Genomic DNA, 19765 nt, shown 5'->3' with positions numbered 1-19765 from the left:
GAAGCTTGAACCTGTCAGCCGCGACGACGCAGTGCGTCGATACGCTCTTCCAGTGGCGGGTGACTCATGAACATGCGAGCCAGGCCTTGCTTGATGCCACCGTTGATGCCAAAGGCATTGAGGGTGTCGGGCATGTGTACCGGCAAACCTTGCTCGGCACGCAAGCGTTGCAGGGCGCCGATCATGGCGCTGGTGCCAGCCAGGCGTGCGCCGGCATCATCTGCGCGGAACTCACGTTTGCGCGAGAACCACATGACGATGGCGCTGGCGAGGATGCCCAATACCAGCTCGGCGAAAATGGTCGCCACGTAGTAGGCGATGCCCTGGCCCTCTTCATTCTTGAAGATCACCTTGTCGACGAAGTTGCCGATGATGCGGGCAAAGAACATGACGAAGGTGTTCACGACACCCTGGATCAGCGCCAGCGTCACCATGTCGCCGTTGGCGACGTGACCGATCTCATGGGCCAGCACAGCCTTGACTTCATCCGGCGAAAACCGCTCGAGCAAGCCCTGGCTGACGGCGACCAGCGCGTCGTTCTTGTTCCAGCCGGTGGCGAAGGCGTTGGCCTCGTAGGCTGGGAAGATGCCCACCTCCGGCATCTTGATGCCGGCTTCGCGTGACAGCTGCTCGACGGTTTGCAGCAGCCATTGTTCGTGGCGAGTGCGCGGCTGAGTGATGATCTGGGTGCTGGTGCTCATCTTCGCCATCCACTTGGAGATGAACAGCGAGAACAGGGAACCGGCGAAACCGAACACCGCACAGAAGATCAGCAGCTGACTGAGGTTGAGGTCAACCCCGTTGGCCGCCATGAACCCGTTGAAGCCAAAAAGGCTCAGGGTGATGCTGGCAATCAGCACGACCGCCAGGTTAGTGGCCAAAAACAGCAGGATGCGCATCATGGTTGTGGAAATCTCCTCATGCTAAAGATGTAGCGTTATGCGGGGTATATAAGGTGCCGCCGCAGGCTATTCAACACGCCGACTATTTCAAACTGTGTCCTACACGCGTCGCAAATGTTTGAAAGACTTTTCTGAAAGTGACCGCGGAAAAGAAAAGGAGCGCCCGTACCCCGTGAACGTTGAGTCGCGCCGCGCACCGTCTGCCGCGCCTTCAGTGTAGAAGGCCTGCCGCAACGGGCGAAACGGATGTGTTGCTGAATCAAACAGCGTGCGAGTCGTCCCCTCGCACGCCACCTGGATTACTGGCGGTAGGACTTGAGGAAGTTGCCGATCCGGCCAATGGCCTGGTCCAGGTCGTCGACCCGGGGCAGGGTCACGACGCGGAAGTGATCCGGCCATGGCCAGTTGAACGCCGTGCCCTGGACCACCAGCAGCTTTTCGGACAGCAGGAGGTCGAGGACGAATTTTTCATCGTTGTGGATCGGGCAGACCTTCGGGTCGATCCGCGGAAAGGCGTACAACGCACCCATTGGCTTGACGCAACTGACACCAGGAATGTCGTTGAGCAATTCCCAGGTACGGTTGCGTTGCTCCAGCAACCGGCCCTGGGGCAGGACCAGGTCGTTGATGCTCTGGTAGCCACCCAGCGCCGTCTGGATCGCGTGTTGGCTCGGTACGTTGGCACACAGGCGCATATTGGCCAGCATGTCGATGCCTTCGATGTAGCTCTGGGCGTGATGCTTGGGACCGGAAATAACGATCCAGCCGGAGCGGAAACCCGCCACCCGATAGGATTTGGACAGGCCGTTGAAGGTCAGGCACAACAGGTCCGGCGCCAGGGAAGCGGTACAGACGTGCACGGCATCGTCGTACAGGATCTTGTCGTAGATCTCGTCGGAAAACACCACCAGGTTATGCTGGCGAGCCAGTTCCAGCATGCCCAGCAGGACCTCCCTGGAGTACACCGCGCCAGTGGGGTTGTTCGGGTTGATGATCACCAGTGCCTTGGTGTTCGGGGTGATCTTGGCCTTGATGTCCGCCAGGTCGGGAAACCAGTTGGCCTGTTCATCGCACAGGTAATGCACCGGGTTGCCGCCCGACAGGCTCACGGCGGCGGTCCACAATGGGTAGTCCGGGGCCGGCACCAGCACCTCATCGCCGTTGTTGAGCAAGGCCTGCATCGACATCACGATCAGTTCGGACACGCCGTTGCCCAGGTAGATGTCTTCGATGCCGACACCTTCGACCTGTTTCTGCTGGTAGTACTGCATCACGGCCTTGCGGGCGCTGAACAGGCCCTTGGAGTCGCTGTAGCCCTGGGCGGTCGGCAGGTTGCGGATAACGTCCTGGAGGATTTCATCGGGCGCTTCGAAACCAAAGGGTGCCGGGTTGCCGATATTCAGCTTGAGGATGCGATGGCCTTCCTCTTCCAGGCGTTTGGCGTGCTTGAGCACCGGGCCGCGAATGTCGTAGCAGACGTTGGCGAGCTTGTTCGATTTGCTGACCTGCATGGCGATGTGTTCCCGAAAATGAACGATCCAGGCGGCGAGTGAACTACCGTACTGGGGATCCTGCGTCTGTGCCCAGGCTTGACGCGGTACATGCGTGACAATCCGTTTGAATGCGCATGACGTGACTGCCAGACTGGCGCCTGACGAGGCGCAATCATACGTGCCGCCCGATCTGCGGAAAAGCGTCGGATCGGGCTTTTTCAATTGCCGAGGTAGGACGATGGAAAAGTTGCAGAAAACCCTTGAAGAATGGCGCGCCATGCTTGACCCGGAGCAGTACAACGTCTGTCGGTTGAAGGGCACCGAACGGCCATTCTCCGGTAAATACAACGACACCAAGACTGATGGTGTGTACCACTGCATCTGCTGCAACGAGCCATTGTTCGATTCGCAGACCAAATTCGATTCCGGCTGCGGCTGGCCCAGTTTCTACGCGCCGATCGAAGGCAGCGCAGTGGTGGAAGTGCGCGATGTCAGCCACGGCATGATCCGCACCGAAGTGGTCTGCGCCAAATGTGACGCGCACCTGGGCCACGTCTTCCCTGACGGCCCGCCACCCACGGGCTTGCGTTATTGCATCAATTCGGTGTGCCTGGATCTGGTGCCCCGAGGGTAACTCTGTGGGAGCAAAGCTTGCTCGCGATGAAGGCACCTCGATCTCTGAAAGACCGTGTCGCCTTCATCGCGGGCAAGCCTGGCTCCCACAATCTGTGATGCGGGTATTTTTGGATAATTAAATTGCATGCAATTTAATTGCTCGCTATCTTCAGTGTCCTCTTCTTCCCATCTGGAGCCTTGCCATGAGCGACAACCTGCTGAGCATCCCGTGCACCACGATCAAGGGTGAGCAAAAGACCCTCGCCGATTTCGCCGGCAAGGCTGTGCTGGTGGTCAATACTGCCAGCCAGTGCGGCTTCACCCCGCAGTACAAGGGGCTTGAGGCGTTGTGGCAGACCTACAAGGACCAGGGCCTGGTGGTGCTGGGCTTTCCCTGCAATCAATTTGGCAAGCAGGAGCCGGGCAACGAGGGGGCGATTTCCGAGTTCTGTGAGTTGAACTTCGGTGTGAGTTTTCCGCTGTTCAAGAAAATCGAGGTCAACGGCGCCAATGCCCATCCGCTGTTTGTCCAGCTCAAGCAGCGGGCGCCCGGCGTACTGGGGTCCAAGGGCATCAAGTGGAATTTCACCAAGTTCTTGATCGGCAAGGACGGTCAGGTGGTCAAGCGGTTTGCGCCGACCACCAAACCCCAGGACCTGACCGGTGAGATCGAAGCCTTACTCAAATGAATGATCTGTCAGTCGATGCGCTGAAACTCGACAGCCAGTTGTGCTTCAAACTGTACGCCGCGTCGCGGGCGGTCATTCGCGGCTACAAGCCCATGCTCGATCAGCTGGGCCTGACTTATCCGCAATACCTGGCGATGCTGGTGCTGTGGGAGTGGCAGGTAAATGCGCCGGAACAACCCACGGTCAAGGCTCTGGGCGAACGGCTACTGCTGGATTCGGGCACGCTGACGCCGTTGCTCAAGCGCCTGGAACAACTGAGCCTGGTTCAGCGCCAGCGTTCGGCCCGCGATGAGCGGGAGGTGCATCTGAGCCTTACGCAAACCGGCTGGGAATTGCGTGAGCAGGTCGGTCCGCTCAAGGCCCGCCTGTTATGCGACAGCGGGCTTGACCTGGACCGCCTGGGAGAGTTGCGAGACGGTCTCGATCATCTGTTGGGGCAGATCAAAGCGCTGACGTAAGCGGCACCCACTGGTCCAGCAACGCCGCCAGCTCTTCGCGCCGAAACGGCTTGGACAGGTAATCGTTCATGCCGGCGGCCCGGCATCGCTCACGTTCCTCAGGCATGGCGTTGGCTGTCAGTGCGACAATCGGCAGATCCGGCCAGCGCCCGCTGCGACGGATCTGGCGACTGGCTTCGTAACCGTCCATGACCGGCATGTTGCAATCCATCAGGACCAAATTGAAATCCCTCTGTTCGAGCAGGTCCAGGGCTTCGGCGCCATGGGCCGCGACGATGACTTCGCAACCGAGCTTCACCAGCATGCCCTTGGCCACCAGTTGGTTGACCGGATTGTCTTCCACCAGCAACACCCGCCCGCGTTTGGACGGCGCCAGGGTTTCGATCTGAGCGTCATTGATGGTGGTGGCGTCGCTTTGCAAGGCGCGACGCAGGATCTGATAGAGGGCATGGCGCGCCAGGGGCCGGGCCTGCTGTAACAAGGGGGCGAGGGCGGCGGCTTCTTCGCTGGGCAGAAAACTGCCATATGCGGTGACCAGCAGGATGGGCGCGTCGAAAGTGGGACGCATAGTGAACAGGCATTCCGGGCAGTCGGTAATCAGGACATCAGGCTTGAGGCCCAGCAATCCGTCATCCACCGAACGTCTTTCATAGTCCAGCCCCCAGCCGGGCAATAGCATGTTGAGCAATTCGGCCAGGCCGCTGCTGCGGTCGGTGATGGCCACAATATTGCCGCGCAAGGGCTCGACGGGCGTCGCCGGGGTATGGCAGGGCAGGGGCAGGTCAGCACAGAACTGGCTGCCGAAACCGGCCTCGGAGGTGATCGTCAACTGGCCTTGCATGGCTTCACAGAGGTTGTAGGTCAGCGCCAGGCCCAGCCCGGTGCCACCGAATTGGCGGGTAATGCCAACACCGGCCTGGGTGAACGGCTGGAGAATTCGTGCTTGGGCTTCCTGGGGGATGCCGATGCCGGTGTCACAGATCTCGATTCGCACGCCGTCTTCATGTGGACTCAAACGTACGTCGACTCGGCCGAAGCGAGTGAATTTCAGCGCATTGGACAGCAGGTTGCTGACGATCTGGCGCACCCGGGTCGGGTCACCCAGGACCTGGGCTGGAAGCGCCGGGTCGATCAGGCAGGCCAGCTCGACGCTGGGAGCGGCGTTCTGGGAAAGCAGGTTGGCGGTGTCTTCGACCAGCGAGCCAAGGTCGAACGGGATGCGTTCGAGTTCCAGTTGACCGGCGTCGAATTTCGACAGATCAAGAATGTCGTTGAGCAGTTCAACCAGAACCTTGCCCGAGTCATGGGCGATCGATAGCTGTTGCTGTTGTTCGGCCGTCAGGGGGCCATCCAGTGACAGCGCGATCATTCCCAACAGACCGTTGAGCGGCGTGCGGATCTCATGGCTCATGTTGGCCAGAAAGACGGAGCGGGCTTCGGCCATATCCAGGGCGGTGCGCCGGGCCACTTCCAACTCCTCGTTGGACTGGCTGAGGCGGGCATTGATGGCTTTGAGTTCGGCGGTACGGGCCGAGACAATGTTTTCCAACTGCTCCAGGTAATCGGTGAGGCGATTTTCGGCCGTGCGCCGTTGCTGAATCTCGGTGGCGATATTTTCGAACTGCTGGTTGGCCACCGAGACCAGTACACCGATCTCGTCCTGCTGGTGGCCGGAGGGGCATTCCAGACGACTCTGCTCGCCGCTACTGGGATCGCGGCTGCTCAGTTCGCGGATCACCCGAACCAGCGGCTTGGTCAGCATCACATAAAACAACGCCAGCAGCAGACCGGTCAGGATCAGGCTGCGGGCGAAACCATTGAGCAGCGTCACTTCGGCCCGGCGCAGGAACCGGCTGCCGAAAGCATAGGTGTCGACCTCCAGCCGCAGCACGCCCAGGGACTCGGCCGGCAGGTGGTCCAGATAGAGGCGGTCTTCGAACTGGCGCTGGGCCCCGAAGAGAAAGTCGCTGATGAACCGGTAACTGCTCTGCAGTTCGGGGCGTTTGACGCTGGCCAGCACGGTGTTGTTGTTATCGATCAGTTGGGCACCGATGATGGCCGGTGAGCGCAACAGGCCCAAGGACAGCTCCTGGGCGAGTTCGGCATCGATGTTATAGGCGATACGCGATGCCGGGTTGTGGCTGATTTCCAACAGCGACAGGATTTCACGGTTGATCGACGCGTCTTCGCTGGCATAATCGATGCCGATCTGCATCAGGCTGAGCAAAGTACCCAGCACGAAACCCACCAGAACGGTCAGCCGGGCCTGCTTGTAGGACAGCCGTTGGGTGAATCTGATGTCCATGGAATGATGAACCACTTACGTTTCCCTTCGCCGCTCAAGCATAGCTGATCATCTCTGAATACCGATGCAGCCGGTTTATGTTGTGTGGGATAGACCCGCCATTGGGTACGGCGTTTCGTCGCTGTAGCGCCATCATCACTGTGAACCTGTCCGAGGAGAAGACATGGACTCTCGATTGAATGCTTTTCTTGAGCGTGCCGATGCAGTGCTGGCTCGCATAGAGCCCTTGTTGCCTGCTCCACGGCCGGCTATCGATTGGACCCGAACGCTGGCGGCCCGTTGGCAGCGCGACGGGCGCAGTGGTTACCTGCTGCCGCTTGAGGTCAGCCTCGACATGCGCCTGTCGGACCTGATTGGCGTGGATCGTCAGGTTGAACAGCTGGGTCGCAACACCCGCCAGTTCATCGATGGCATGCCGGCCAACCATGCGTTGCTGTGGGGCTCGCGTGGCACTGGCAAGTCGTCTCTGGTGCGCGCGTTGCTGGCCGAACATGCCCAGCATGGCTTGCGGTTGATCGAGATCGAGCGCGATCACCTGGCCGATCTGCCCCGGGTGGTCGAACAAATCGCAAAGCTGCCGCAGCGCTTTGTGCTGTTCTGCGATGACCTGTCGTTCGAATCCGGGGAGGGCGATTACCGCGTTCTTAAAAGCGTGTTGGACGGGTCTCTGGAACAGGCGCCGGACAACGTGCTGTTGTACGCCACCTCCAACCGCCGTCACCTGGTGCCGGAAAAGGAAAGCGACAACGAGAACTGGAAGCGGGTCGATGGCGAGCTTCACCCCAGCGAGGCCGTGGAGGACAAGATCGCCCTGTCTGACCGTTTCGGGTTGTGGCTGTCGTTTTATCCGTTTACCCAGGAGCATTTCCTCAACGTGGTGGAGCACTGGATCGGCGAGCTGGCGGCCAAGGCCGGGCTGGCCTGGCAGCGTGATGAAGCGCTGGATGTGCAGGCAGTGCGTTGGGCCACCGGGCGCGGCAACCGCAACGGACGGTGCGCTTATCAGTTTGCCCGATATTGGGTGGGCCTCAAACTTCTGGAGAATAAGGCATGATCGATTTGAAAGGCACCGGCGAAGGTCTCGACGGCTATGGCTTGTTAGCGGCACAGCTTGAATCCTTGCTGGCCGATGAGCGTGATTTCATCGCCAATGCCGCGCAGTTTTCGGCCTTTCTGTTCAGTCAGCTGGAGGACTTGAACTGGGCCGGCTTTTACCTCAATCGCAACGAAGAACTGGTGCTGGGCCCATTCCAGGGGCAGATCGCCTGCGTGCGAATTCCCTTTGGCCGTGGTGTGTGCGGGACAGCGGCGGCGACCCGCCAGACTCAGCGTGTTGAAGACGTCCATGCCTTTGCCGGGCATATCGCCTGCGACAGCGCGTCGAACAGCGAACTGGTGGTGCCGCTGGTCAAGGGCGGGCGCCTGATCGGCGTGCTCGACCTGGACAGTCCGAAGCTGGCGCGTTTTACCGAGCATGACCGGGCCGGTATCGAGCAACTGGCCGATATCTTCCTGCGCCTGACAGACTGCTGACCCGCTTGCCGTAGCAGTTGGCCAAAGCTCGGACCGCGTTCGGCTCGGCAGCGCCTACAACGGCGGCTTTCATGCCTTCAGTCCGGCCTTGTCCAACAGGCTGTCCGGGTCGACCTCATCGATCTGGCGCGGATCGAGAAACTGGTTGGCGTAGCTCAGGTAGATCTTTTCATCGATGAACAGCCCGAACAGCTCTGGATCGATGTGGGCGTCACGGCACATGGTGGCCATGATGCCCAGGGCTTCACTCAGTTTCTTGGCCTTCTTGTAAGGACGATCGGCAGCCGTCAGTGCTTCGAAAATGTCCGCAATCGCCATCATGCGTGCCGGCAGGCTCATCTCCTCGCGTTTGAGCCGCTTGGGATATCCCGTGCCGTCCATCTTCTCGTGATGCCCGCCAGCGATCTCCGCCACGTTGCCCAAATGGCTGGGAAAGGGTAACTGGCTGAGCATCAGGATTGTTTGCACCATGTGATGGTTGATGACGTAACGCTCTTCACGCGTCAGCGTGCCTCGTTTGATGCTGAGGTTGTAAAGCTCGCCGCGGTTGTACTTCCAGGGCGGCACGTCGAGCTGGAACCCCCACGGGTTGTCTGTCGGGATCAGCTCGGCTTCGTGCCGCTCCAGCAGGTGCTCGGGCTTGTCCGCCAACAACCGTTCAGTGACTGGAAGCGCAGGCTTGGGCGTGCGTGCCTGGCGCCGGTTCTCTTCCCAGGAAACCCCCAGGCGGTCATCCAGGGTCCGGGTCCAGGGGCGTTGGGCGATATCTTGCAAACGTTGCAGGTCGGCGTCGGCCATGGCCTCGGAGCCGAGGTTGCAGCGGGCGACGAAAGCAAAGTCGTCATCGAGGCTGGCCAGTGTGGCGTCGCGTCGCTGGGCCAGGGATGACGGCTCGCCACCCGTTGCCAGGGCCTGCCAATAATCGACCCAGGCGTCGCGCTTGAGCACCTCGAAGCGCGTGCGGATCTCGTGGATCCGGTCGTTCAGGGTTTCCAGTTTGGTGGCTTTGTCGACCACGTATTCGGGGGTGGTGACCTTGCCGCAATCGTGCAGCCAGGCGGCGATGTGCAGCGCTTCCCACTCATCTTCCGTGGGACGGTAGGCCTGGAATGCCGACGCCTGGCTGGCAGCGGCGGCCTGGGCGAGCATCAGCGTCAGGGCTGGCACCCGCTGGCAATGACCGCCGGTGTAAGGACTCTTGGCATCGATCGCCCCAGCCAGCAGTTGAATGAACGAATCGAGCAGTTGTTTTTGCCGGGCTTGCAGGCGCTGGCCTTCAATGCTCACGGTGGCGGCGCCGGACACGGCCTGCAGGAAGGCGATGCGGTCTGGCTGCAGTTTTTCCAGGTCGGCTTCGGTGCCGCTGTCGGTTATCAGCAACACCAGAACCCCGACGGTTTCCTGGTGACGATTGCGCAGGCGGATGCCGATCAGGTGAACCCGTGGCGCATCCAGTGCCAGCAGGACACTCTTGAGGTCGCCGACCTGCTCGAAGCCCAACGAGGTGACGAGGTTGTCCGAGGCGTCCAGTTGCTGCAGCCATGGCGGGCTGTCCTGTGCCTTGAGCGCATGACCTTGCAAGCCGAAGGCAGCAAGGTCCCGAGGCCTTCCATCGATGACCAACCCATAGGGCCTGACCTGATCGTCATCGTTCTCGCGCAGGTAAATCAGGCCGGCCTGGGCCTGGCCGATTTTCACTGTTTCGAACAGCACCCGCTCCAGCAACGGGGCAAAGCGGGTTTCGGCGCGCAGACTGGCGGTGATTTCGAAGAAGCTTGCCAGGGTCTCTTTCATTCGCGCCATCGAGACGCCCAACTGATCGACCTCCAGCACGGGGGAGCGACGGGACACCGGGTAGTTGAAATCGAAGCTGCGGATGGCGTCCGCCTCCTGCACCAGTGCGCGCAGGGGCTTGACCAGAATCCTGGAGGTCAACCAGCCCAGGGGCAGGCACAGGAGCAGAGTGGCGAGGGTAATCAGCGCGCCTTGCCAGCGCATGCGATAGGCATCGGCCAGCAACTCATCCTCAGGGACCAGCAACGCCAGTTCCAGGCCCTGCGGCCCGCCTTCCTGCATGTGGCTGCGCGAAACGATCCATTGGCGTCCACCAGCCTCCAGGCGTGGGGTGTCGGTGTTGTCGTCGAGTGCGGCGGCGATGGCCGGGCTGAGGTCGCGTGCCTTGATCAGGCGTGCCGACTGGGTGTCGGTGATCAGCCGATGACTGTCGGGGTAGGCGACTGTATTGCCCTGGGGGTCGAGCAGCACAATTTCGGTGCCGGCGGTCACCCTGTGCTTGGCCAGGGTCTGGGACAGGGACGCCAGGGTCAGGTCGGCAGCGATGACCGCCTGTTCGCCACTGCGCCGGGCGAGGGTGGTGCCCAGGTTTTGGGTGGAGAAGAATACGTAGGGTTCGGTGGTGATTTGCTCGGCGCTTCCCAGCGCGCTGCGAAACCAGCCTCGGTTGCGTGGATCGTAGGATTCGTCGGCAATGTCCTGACGGCTGACGAGCGTCAGGCTCTGGTCGTAGAACAGCGACTGGGCACGAACCTGGCCGGGGGTAGCTGTCCTATCCACGGTCCAGACCTGGTAGGCCGCGTTGGCCGGTGCTTTCAGCGCGGTCTTCAGGGCTTCGGTACGCAAGGGACGGACCATCAGGAAGTCGCCATTGCTGTCGCCCAGGTACAGCGACGCCAGGTTCGGGTTGTCCCGCAGCGCCTGGCTGAAGGGGGCGAGCAGGGCCAGGCGCTGAGCGATCCTGGGTTCACGTGTCGCCGGGTAATCGGCTAGCAGGCCCAACAGGTGGCGGATGGGTTCATAGGTGTCATACAAATCCAGGCGTACGTCCTGCTCGATGCGGTTGAACAGTTTTTCACTGCTGGACAGGATGATTTGTGTGGTTTGGTGATAGTTGAAAATGCCTAGCACCACACCGGTCAGCAGCAGGAGCAACGTAAACATCACGCTGATGTGTACGTGCAAGGGGAACCGGCGTTGTTGCGGACGCGGTGCGCTGGGCATTGCAGTCACTCCAAGTGTTGATGGGCGTTCCCAACTCATTCCCTGCCGCGCCGGGGGAAACCAATCGAGAACGCCCCTGGTGCGCACTGCTGAGCGATCAGCATAGTAAACGCTGGATTATTTTGCCTTGGCGATCTCTGTTTCCAGGGCGCGCTCCAGTTCGGTCATGGCCTGGTCGAGCGCCTCGGTACATTCGCCAATGGGTTGCGCACCCTGTGCCTGGTGGCAGGCGTGTTCCAGCGCCTCACATCTTTGTATCAACGAGGTCGCCTGCACGATTCGGGCGACGCCTTTTATTTTGTGCGCGGCCTCGGTCAGTGCCTGTCGGTCCCCACTGCGGGCAATATCGAGCAACTCCCGGCGGTCCGAGCGATTGCTGCTGAGCAGTTCTTCCAACAGGCGCCGGATGGACAAGGGGTTGCCACCGGTCAAGGTCTGCAGGCTTTGCACATTGAAAGCCTTGGGCCGGCTGGTGGATCTGACTGTTTTCATCCATTGGCTCAGGGCGCTCAGGCTGATCGGTTTGAACAGGCAGTCGTCCATTCCGGCGTCCCGGCAGCGTTGTTTTTCCTCCGGTTGTGCGTTGGCGGTAAACCCCAGGATGGTGCAGCGCGGCAGTTCGCGTTCGCACTCATGGCGACGAATCGAACTGGCCAGTTCGTAGCCACTCATGATGGGCATGTTGCAATCGGCGATGACCAGGTCGAAATCCCCTTCATGCCAGGCTTTGAGTCCTTGTGCGCCATCATGGGCGACCTGATGGTGATGACCCAGGTACTCCAGTTGTTGCGACATCAACAAGCGATTGGCCGGATGGTCATCCACGACCAGAACGCTCAAGGCGGCCGTGGCCGTTTCAACGACAGGTTCCGGGGGCACGCAAACCGTGGTGGTCGGCAGGGTAGTCAGTTGCAGTGAAATCTGGACCCGGGTGCCGATGCCCGGCTCACTGCTCATGTGCAGACTGCCGCCCATCATCTGACACAGGTTGCGACTGATCACCAGGCCAAGTCCTGCGCCCGTTCGCGCCATCCGGCCGGTGTTGTCGACCTGGGAAAACGGCTCGAACAGACGTTGCAGGTCTGCCGCACTGATGCCGATGCCGCTGTCGCTGACCTCCAGTTGCATGTGCAGGGTGTCATCCGGGGCGGCCGGAGACAGTTGGACCTTGATTTGAACTTGACCCTGTTCGGTAAATTTGAGGGCATTGCTGATCAGGTTCGAGAGCACCTGTTTGAATCGCAAGGGATCTATCAGGACGTCCGGGTTGCCTTCGGCCGGGTCGAACAGCAGCGACAATGCCAGGTTCTTCTGTCGAGCAACGCCTTCGAAAACCCGTATGACCGATTGCAGCAAGGCCCTGAGATTGACCCGCTCGGGCGCCAGGCTCAGGTGACCTGACTCGATCCGTGCAATGTCCAGGATGTCGCCGATCAGCTCGAGCATGCCGGAAGCCGATTCGTACGCCACTTCTATGGTCGAACGGTCCAGATGGCCCTTGTCGGCATGTTTCAAAGCCAGCTCCAGCATGCCGATCACCGCGTTCATGGGGGTGCGGATCTCATGGCTCATGGTCGCCAGGAACGTGCTTTTGGCGCGGTTCGCATTGTCGGCCCGCTCCTTGGCGGCGCGCAGTTCGTCGAACAATTGGCGTCGTTCGCTGATGTCGATCCAGCCGCCAATGATGCCCTGTACTTCGGCGTTTGAGTTGCGATAGGGGAGAATCCAATGGTAGATGGTCAGCTTGTCAGCCCCGATATGTAACGGGCGATCCAGGACCAGCGGAGTGCCTTCGGCCATGACCCGCTGATAGTCCGCCTGGTACTCCTGCGCTTCGAAAGCATTGCTCATGGACCCAGGCATGACGTTCTTGCCGATGACCTCTTCGCGTTTCACGTTGAACGTCTGCAAGTAACTGTCATTGCAACTTTGCAGGAAACCGTTGCGATCTCTGACGTAGATCGGGTGGGGGGTGCCGTTGAGCAGCGAGTGCATGAACTCAAGCTGGTCATTGAGGGCCAGCTCCGCCCGTTGACGTTGCCTGATCTGGCGCTGCATGTAGGCATTCCATGCCAGCGACAGCAGCAACAAGAGGCCGACGCCGGCGACGATCTGGAAAAACAGGCGGTTATAGGTGCGCCACACGTGTTCCGATGCCGACACGTAACCTCGCCAACGATTATTGATCACGCCCAGTTCGTCCGGGTCGATGCTGGTGAGGGCTTTGTCGAGAATGGAGTTCAGCTCCACGGCGTCTTTGGCAGTGGCCAACGAGAACATGGCCTGGCGGGTTCCTACGGTGCTGCTGATTTGCAAGGTGTCTCGCAACGAGTGCGACGAGATGAAGTAATTGGCCATGACCAGAGAGTTCACGCTGCCGTCGATCTGGCCCTTGGCGAGCATTTCAACGGCATGGAGAGGGTCGTCGGTTTCGATGATCTTGATGTCCGGATACTGGCTGCGTAGCCATTCAATGACCGGATTGCCTTGAGTGATGGCCAGGCTTCGGTCGCCGAACTGGTCGAGGGTTGCCGGGGTGTCGGCTTGCTTGCGGGTCAGCAGGACGAATGAGCTGTCGACGTAGGGGCGGCTGAACTTCAACTGTTGCTGCCGCGCGCTGCTCGGCAAAAGCGCTGCAATCATGTCGGCCTGACCGTTCAGGACCGCGGCAATCATTTCGCTGTCATTCTGAGTGCGTTGGATCTCCAGGCGGATGCCGGTGCGCAACCGGATCAGCTCCAGCAGGTCGGCACTGATGCCGCGAAAGTCACCATCGGAGTCGAAAAAAGTGAAGGGCGCCGCGGTTTCGTTGACCACGACTCGCACCACCGGGTGCCGTGCCAGCCAGCGTTGCTCCCGGGCGGTCAGTTGTATCTTGTGTTCCGTGAGATACAAGTCGCTGCCAGCGCTCCAGCGTTTGGAAATGGCCGCTTGCTCGGTGATGGAAATCTGGTTCAGCGTGGCATTGATGGCCTCCAGCAGCCGGGTATCGTGACTTCGAACCGCGAAACCGAATCCATAGGACTCATGCTTGCCGAAGCTGGCCATGCGGATGTTGCTCAGGTAACCCTTGCTGATCATGTAGTGGGTGGAAATGGTATCGCCGAGAAAGACATCCGCCTGGCCGAAAGCGACGGCGTTTATGGCGTTCTGGTAGGAGGGGTAGGTGCTGATGATTGCCTTGGGGTAAAGCTTTTCGATTTCCCGCAGCGGCAGGTAGTGATAAACCATGCTCAGCCGCAATCCCTGGAGATCTTCGGTCAGGGAACGGCTTTCATTCGTCCGGGTGACGAGAACGGGCTGGTCCACTGCATAAGGGGTCGATAGCACAATGCCGGGGGTGCGCGCTTCGAAACCATTGGCGGTGCCGAGCAGGTCGATTTTTCCATTCTTGAGGGCCGCAATGGCCTCGTCCCGGGAAGCGAAACGCAAAACCCGCATTGGCAGACCGATCGCCCTGGCGATGACGCCGGCGTAGTCGGCAGTCATGCCCTCGTAGTCTTGCCCGCTGGTGGACAGATCGAAGGGCGGATAATCAGGGGCAGACGTTCCCAGTACCAATTCCTGCCGGTCCTGTAACAGGCTACGGTGAGCGTCATCCAGCAGGACCTCGACATGAGCCGCCGTCGAACGACCCAAAAGCGTGTAGTGCTCGGGCGTGCCCGGCGTCGCCATGAGGACGTGCGCATATAACCCCGCGCTTAATAGCAGGAGGCATCTACTTATGCATTTGAGCATCCGGTCTTTTCTCACACCAGCGCGTTGCGCTTCGCCATTTCAATCAGTTCTACCAGGGACTTGACCTTGAGTTTTTGCATCAATCTTTTTTTGTAAGTGCTGACAGTCTTATTGCTGAGAAACATACCTTTGGCTATTTCCTTATTGGTACGGCCCTGAGCAAAAAGTTGCAGCACCATCAACTCTCGGTCATTGACACTTTTGAACAGATCCAGCTCTATGCTGCGAGGATCATCCTGGCGGACCGGGTTCAGTGCCTGGCTGGGGAAATAGTTATAACCGGACAAAACGGCCTTGATTGCGCTGACCAGCTCGCTGAGGTCTTCCTGTTTACAAACGTATCCAGAGGCACCGGATTGCATGCACCGGATACCGAAAAGCGTTGGGGACTGAGCGGTGAGCACCAATGTTTTAAGGGGCGTGGTCATGGCGTTGAACCGTGAGAGAATTTCCAGCCCGTCAAGCCTGGGGATGCTGATGTCCAGAATGACCAGGTCCGGCATGCATTCGCGCACCATTTGCATCGCATCCACACCGTTGTCAGTTTCCCCTACGACTTTATAGCCCTCATGCTCCAGGAGCATGCGAACGGCGAGGCGGATGACCGGGTGGTCGTCGACAATGAAAACGGAGTTCATGAATAAAGTCCCTACGAGCTTAATAAAGCGCGCACCTTAGCCCAGTTAATGCCGGGGTCGTATGAGGAGACAGGCATACATATTCAATTTCAGAAGTTTCCTACAAAAAAAGAGGCGGGGTACTACGATGTGATTGGGTTTTTAGTAGGTGAATGAACTAGGAAGGGGAATTATTGCCCGTTTTGAAGGGGAGATTTCTTTCAGGATGTTGTTTATACAAACAAATAGAGGAAGGGTTTATTCAGTATTAAATGGCAGGCCATCGACTTTTCAGAAACGAGTACGACGCTTCATTGCCGTTTACCCCGCCCCGAGGGGCGGGCCTGCCAAACCTCCATGACTGTGCCTTCGCATCCAGGCTTGCCGCCGACGCCCTCTCATTGGCGAGTACGGCCCGTCATCTCCTGAGCCATTTCGCTGGCGTAGCTGTCAGTCATCCCGGCGATAAAATCGATCATCCGCAAGAATGCACCATGCAACGAACCGTTCGGATCGGGCGCGTTGTTACCCAGCAGGTCGAGAATTCGCCGATTCTTGAACGAAGGCGTGCGACCGCCATGTTGCTCCAGGGCGGCGCCGCAAAATCCGTTGAGCAGGATTTCCAGCGTGGTGTAGGCGCCGATCTCATGCAGGGTCTTGCGCTTGTCCTGGAAGATCTTCTTGCGCGCCATGTCCTTGGCATTCAATACGCAACGTTTGGCTGGGCCATGCATGTGTTCCACCAGGTCCCCTGGCAGCGTACCGGCCAGCAACGCTTGCTGCTGCTCGACGAAAGCCCTGGCTGCGGCGTTGGTCAGATGTTCGATGGCCTTGCCCCGCAGGATCGCCAGTTTGCGTCTTCGCGAGTCCAGTGGTCCAAGTTGACGGTAAGTGTCCGGGAGATCGTCGCCCACCAGGTCCAGAAGCAGCGACTCCACTTGCGGGTATTCCAGCAGCTCCATTTCCACGCCGTCTTCCAGGTCGATCAGCGCGTAGCAGATGTCATCGGCGGCTTCCATCAGGTAAACGAGCGGATGCCGTGCCCAGCGCTGGTCTTCGAGCTGAGGCAGGCCGAGCTTGTGGGCGATCTGTTCCAGCAACGGCAGTTCGCTCTGGTAGCAACCGAACTTGTGCTTCTTGTAGCCCAGGGAGTCCGCGTGACGGGCGGTCCAGGGGTATTTGAGGTAAGTGCCGAGGGTGGCATAGGTCAACCGCGTACCACCGTCGAACTGGTGATATTCAAGCTGGGTGAGCACCCGGAACCCCTGGGCGTTGCCTTCGAAATTGAGAAAGTCGTTGCGCTCGGCCTCGGTCATGGCGTCGAGCCAACCGCGGCCTGCGGCCTGCTGGAACCAATAGCGGATGGCGTCTTCACCGGAATGACCGAATGGCGGGTTGCCGATGTCATGGGCCAGGCAGGCCGATTGCACCACCATGCCCAAGTCACTTGGCTCGCACCACTCAGGCAGGGCGCTGCGGATGGTTTCTCCCACGCGCATGCCCAGGGAGCGTCCGACGCAACTGACTTCCAGCGAATGGGTCAGGCGTGTGTGGATGTGGTCGTTGCTGGAGACCGGATGCACCTGGGTCTTGCGTCCCAGGCGCCGGAACGCACCGGAAAAAATGATGCGGTCATGGTCTTTGTGGAACGGGCTGCGGCCCAACTCTTCCGGGCTGTGCAGCGTTTTTCCGAGGCGCTCGCGAGTCAGCAGGGTGTGCCAATCCAAGGCTGGTTGCTCCGTTTGATAAGGTCGATGTCCTAGCTTCGCGGTTCGCGGGGCACCTCGCAAGGCCTATAGGCTATTGCTGCGTCAGGGTTTGCGCACACTTTTGGCCAGCTTGATGAGCGGCAGCAGGGTCGTTGCCAGCCGGATCAGTCCCGTCAGGCTGCTGGTACGGCCGCTGCGGGTCCGTTTGCCGGTGAGAAAACCGAGCAAGGACACCGCCGCCACGCCCCAGAGCGGCGCGTGCTTGATGCCGAAGCCCTCGTGCCAACTCTGCGTGAAACCGCGCACCCGCTGCAGAGGTTGCAACAGTTGACGGGTTTCCTGGCGGATTTCCTGTCGGTGCATTTCCATGCGCAGACGTACCAGCGCCTTGCGCATTTCCTGGCGGGTCCGGGCTTGAGGAATATCAGGCAGGCTCATGGCAACAGGCGCTCCCGGTCGTTGGCCAATTCTTCCAAAGTGGCATGGAAAGGGGAGGACTCGTCATAGATCGCTGCCTTGAGTCGCAGGCCGCAGAACAGGGCGGCCAGCAGATAAAACAGGCACAAGCCAATAATCCCCGCCAGACGATAGGTATCCCATACCAGGATCAGTACCAGCGCCGACAGCCCCACCAGTAGCAACAACGCAAATACCAGCGCCAGCCCGGCGAACAACAACAGGCTGACTGTGCGTGCTTTCTGTTCCTGCAATTCGATGCCGAACAATTCGACATGACTGTGCAGCAAGCCAAGGAACGCGGCGCCCAGGCGGCGTGCTGTAGGTTGGGTGCCCGCTTCGGACGAGCCGGATTCGTCAATGCCCATCATTAGCGCCGTGTCGCCAGCAGGCCGATCAGAAAGCCCACGCCGGCTGCGATGCCGACGGATTGCCAAGGATTGGCCTGAACGTATTCCTCGGTGGCGATCACCGCCGCCTGGCCGCGCTCACGCACCGAGTCTTCGGTCAACTTCAGGGTCTCGCGGGCGCGCAGAAGGGTTTCATGGATCTGACTGCGCAGCTCATCGGCCTGGTCGCCAGCCAGTGTCGCGGTGTGATCCAACAGCCGTTCGGTGTCGCTGACCAGCGTCTGAAAATCTTCCATCAGGATTTCTTGAGCAGTCTTTGCCTGGGTTCTGGCCATGGGGGAATCTCCGTAAGTGACGTCTGAAGCGTTCGAGTATGAGCCATACCGGAAGGTTCAGTGAAACTGGCTGGTACAACTTTTGCTCAGGGTTTTGCCATGTACTGGTGCGTCCCCCTGCGCCTGTGCGCTGAAGCTGGGCGTCAGCCCGCAAAACCTTAACCCAGAAAAACAAAATCCGCGAAGCACTCCAAGCGCAACACCGCATTGTCGATTTTTTGTGCACTCATTCGGTTCATCGGTTTTTCGGTAGTCAGATGAGATGTCTCGACTTGGTGCGTCGCCTGGGCGGGCGAACCGGTTTGGTGCTTTTTTCAACTTTTCAGGTCTGCCAACCATGGAAAATATGCAAAGCGCTGTGGACACTCTGGTCCACAGCTCCAACACGCTGTTCATTTTGCTCGGTGCGGTCATGGTTCTGGCGATGCACGCCGGTTTCGCGTTCCTTGAAGTGGGAACTGTCCGACAGAAGAACCAGGTCAATGCACTGTCGAAAATTCTCAGTGATTTCGCCGTCTCTACCCTGGCCTATTTCTTCGTGGGCTACTGGGTTTCCTACGGCGTGACCTTCCTGCAACCTGCTGCGGCGCTCAACGTCGATCATGGTTACAGCCTGGTGAAGTTTTTCTTCCTGTTGACGTTCGCCGCCGCGATCCCGGCGATCATTTCCGGCGGTATTGCCGAGCGTGCCCGATTTGCCCCTCAGTTGTGTGCCACGGTGTTGATCGTCGCGTTTGTGTATCCATTCTTCGAAGGCGTGGTCTGGAATGGCAATTTCGGCCTGCAGGCCTGGTTGCAAGCCCAGTTCGGCGCTGGCTTCCATGATTTTGCCGGTTCGGTGGTCGTGCATGCCATGGGCGGATGGCTGGCGCTGGCGGCCGTGCTCTTGCTGGGGCCGCGTAACGGCCGTTACCGCGACGGTCGTCTGGTGGCGTTCGCGCCATCGAGTATTCCTTTCCTGGCCTTGGGGTCGTGGATCCTGATTGTCGGCTGGTTCGGCTTCAACGTGATGAGCGCCCAGACGCTGCCGGCGGTGAGCGGGTTGGTGGCGATCAATTCATTGATGGCCATGGTCGGCGGGACCGTGGCGGCGTTGGTCGTCGGACGCAATGACCCCGGCTTTCTGCACAACGGTCCGTTGGCCGGGCTGGTAGCGGTCTGTGCCGGTTCGGACCTGATGCACCCGATCGGCGCACTCGTGACCGGCGCTATTGCCGGTGCCTTGTTTGTCTGGTTTTTCACCGCGGCCCAGGGCAAGTGGAAGATCGACGATGTACTGGGCGTCTGGCCGCTCCACGGGTTGTGTGGTGTCTGGGGCGGCATTGCTTGCGGGATCTTCGGCCAGAGCGCTCTGGGCGGCCTGGGCGGGGTCAGTTTGATCAGCCAACTGATCGGCACCACGCTGGGCGTTGTCGTTGCCCTGTGCGGCGGGTTCGCGGTCTATGGTGCGATCAAGGCTGTGGTGGGACTGCGGCTGACTCAGGAGCAGGAGTATTACGGCGCCGACCTTTCGATTCACAAGATCGGCGCGGTCAGTCAGGACTGAT

At 59.8% G+C, this 19765-nt stretch carries 16 protein-coding genes; 6 read left to right on the top strand and 10 right to left on the bottom strand.

What is annotated here, in order from left to right:
* Positions 1–14 precede the first annotated feature (14 nt).
* Positions 15–902 carry a protease HtpX gene (htpX, locus tag HQ912_RS19355; protein ID WP_047226371.1) on the bottom strand — a complete coding sequence of 296 codons (888 nt, stop codon included), beginning with the start codon at positions 900–902 and terminating at the stop codon, positions 15–17.
* Between the two features lie 299 nt (positions 903–1201).
* Positions 1202–2413 (bottom strand): pyridoxal phosphate-dependent aminotransferase, encoded by a 1212-nt coding sequence (locus tag HQ912_RS19350; RefSeq protein ID WP_047226372.1) that lies wholly within the window; start codon positions 2411–2413, stop codon positions 1202–1204.
* Between the two features lie 220 nt (positions 2414–2633).
* Here HQ912_RS19350 and msrB point away from each other — a divergent pair, with 220 nt between their 5' ends.
* The 3 genes from msrB to HQ912_RS19335 all read left to right on the top strand — a co-directional run bounded on the left by msrB (position 2634) and on the right by HQ912_RS19335 (position 4157).
* The gene (msrB, locus tag HQ912_RS19345; protein ID WP_047226373.1) at positions 2634–3029 is read left to right on the top strand and encodes a peptide-methionine (R)-S-oxide reductase MsrB; all 396 of its coding nucleotides are present in this window, start codon (positions 2634–2636) and stop codon (positions 3027–3029) included.
* Positions 3030–3213: 184 nt separating this feature from the next.
* Positions 3214–3699, top strand: a complete 486-nt coding sequence (locus HQ912_RS19340; RefSeq protein WP_047226374.1) for a glutathione peroxidase — start codon at positions 3214–3216, stop codon at positions 3697–3699.
* A complete protein-coding gene (locus tag HQ912_RS19335) occupies positions 3696–4157 on the top strand; it encodes a MarR family winged helix-turn-helix transcriptional regulator (RefSeq protein WP_047226375.1) in 462 nt (153 codons plus the stop codon). Before HQ912_RS19340 ends, HQ912_RS19335 begins: the two co-directional genes overlap by 4 nt.
* On the opposite strand, the gene HQ912_RS19330 is transcribed toward HQ912_RS19335, so the two are convergent.
* Positions 4141–6462 carry a response regulator gene (locus HQ912_RS19330; protein ID WP_173407171.1) on the bottom strand — a complete coding sequence of 774 codons (2322 nt, stop codon included), beginning with the start codon at positions 6460–6462 and terminating at the stop codon, positions 4141–4143. The two genes, HQ912_RS19335 and HQ912_RS19330, sit on opposite strands and share 17 nt — an antisense overlap.
* Positions 6463–6625: 163 nt before the next feature.
* Between HQ912_RS19330 and HQ912_RS19325 the strand changes: the two genes are divergently transcribed.
* Both HQ912_RS19325 and HQ912_RS19320 read left to right on the top strand, forming a co-directional pair.
* Positions 6626–7516, top strand: a complete 891-nt coding sequence (locus tag HQ912_RS19325; RefSeq protein ID WP_047226377.1) for an ATP-binding protein — start codon at positions 6626–6628, stop codon at positions 7514–7516.
* The gene (locus HQ912_RS19320; RefSeq protein WP_173407170.1) at positions 7513–7995 is read left to right on the top strand and encodes a GAF domain-containing protein; all 483 of its coding nucleotides are present in this window, start codon (positions 7513–7515) and stop codon (positions 7993–7995) included. Before HQ912_RS19325 ends, HQ912_RS19320 begins: the two co-directional genes overlap by 4 nt.
* Before the next feature lie 69 nt (positions 7996–8064).
* On the opposite strand, the gene HQ912_RS19315 is transcribed toward HQ912_RS19320, so the two are convergent.
* The 7 genes from HQ912_RS19315 to HQ912_RS19285 form a co-directional block, all read right to left on the bottom strand.
* A complete protein-coding gene (locus tag HQ912_RS19315; RefSeq protein ID WP_076385706.1) occupies positions 8065–11013 on the bottom strand; it encodes an HD domain-containing phosphohydrolase in 2949 nt (982 codons plus the stop codon).
* Between the two features lie 117 nt (positions 11014–11130).
* Entirely contained in the window at positions 11131–14688 is a 3558-nt protein-coding gene (locus HQ912_RS19310; protein ID WP_155417160.1) for a transporter substrate-binding domain-containing protein, read from the bottom strand.
* Between the two features lie 74 nt (positions 14689–14762).
* The gene (locus HQ912_RS19305; protein WP_047226381.1) at positions 14763–15389 is read right to left on the bottom strand and encodes a response regulator transcription factor; all 627 of its coding nucleotides are present in this window, start codon (positions 15387–15389) and stop codon (positions 14763–14765) included.
* 377 nt (positions 15390–15766) lie between these two features.
* Complete coding sequence (locus HQ912_RS19300; protein WP_047226382.1) at positions 15767–17095, bottom strand: deoxyguanosinetriphosphate triphosphohydrolase; 1329 nt, start codon at positions 17093–17095, stop codon at positions 15767–15769.
* Between the two features lie 84 nt (positions 17096–17179).
* Positions 17180–17515 carry a hypothetical protein gene (locus HQ912_RS19295; protein WP_047226383.1) on the bottom strand — a complete coding sequence of 112 codons (336 nt, stop codon included), beginning with the start codon at positions 17513–17515 and terminating at the stop codon, positions 17180–17182.
* Positions 17512–17901 (bottom strand): phage holin family protein, encoded by a 390-nt coding sequence (locus tag HQ912_RS19290; protein WP_047226384.1) that lies wholly within the window; start codon positions 17899–17901, stop codon positions 17512–17514. The genes HQ912_RS19295 and HQ912_RS19290 overlap by 4 nt, the downstream gene beginning before the upstream one ends.
* Positions 17902–17903: 2 nt before the next feature.
* Complete coding sequence (locus HQ912_RS19285; RefSeq protein ID WP_047226385.1) at positions 17904–18218, bottom strand: YqjD family protein; 315 nt, start codon at positions 18216–18218, stop codon at positions 17904–17906.
* A 337-nt stretch (positions 18219–18555) separates the two neighbouring features.
* Here HQ912_RS19285 and HQ912_RS19280 point away from each other — a divergent pair, with 337 nt between their 5' ends.
* Entirely contained in the window at positions 18556–19764 is a 1209-nt protein-coding gene (locus HQ912_RS19280) for an ammonium transporter (RefSeq protein ID WP_047226386.1), read from the top strand.
* Position 19765: the final 1 nt, after the last annotated feature.

The organism is Pseudomonas sp. MPDS, from assembly GCF_013283895.1.
Taxonomy (GTDB): domain Bacteria; phylum Pseudomonadota; class Gammaproteobacteria; order Pseudomonadales; family Pseudomonadaceae; genus Aquipseudomonas; species Aquipseudomonas rhizophila.
Note: the sequence above shows the minus strand (reverse complement) of the source record. Positions and strands in the feature narration are given on the sequence as shown.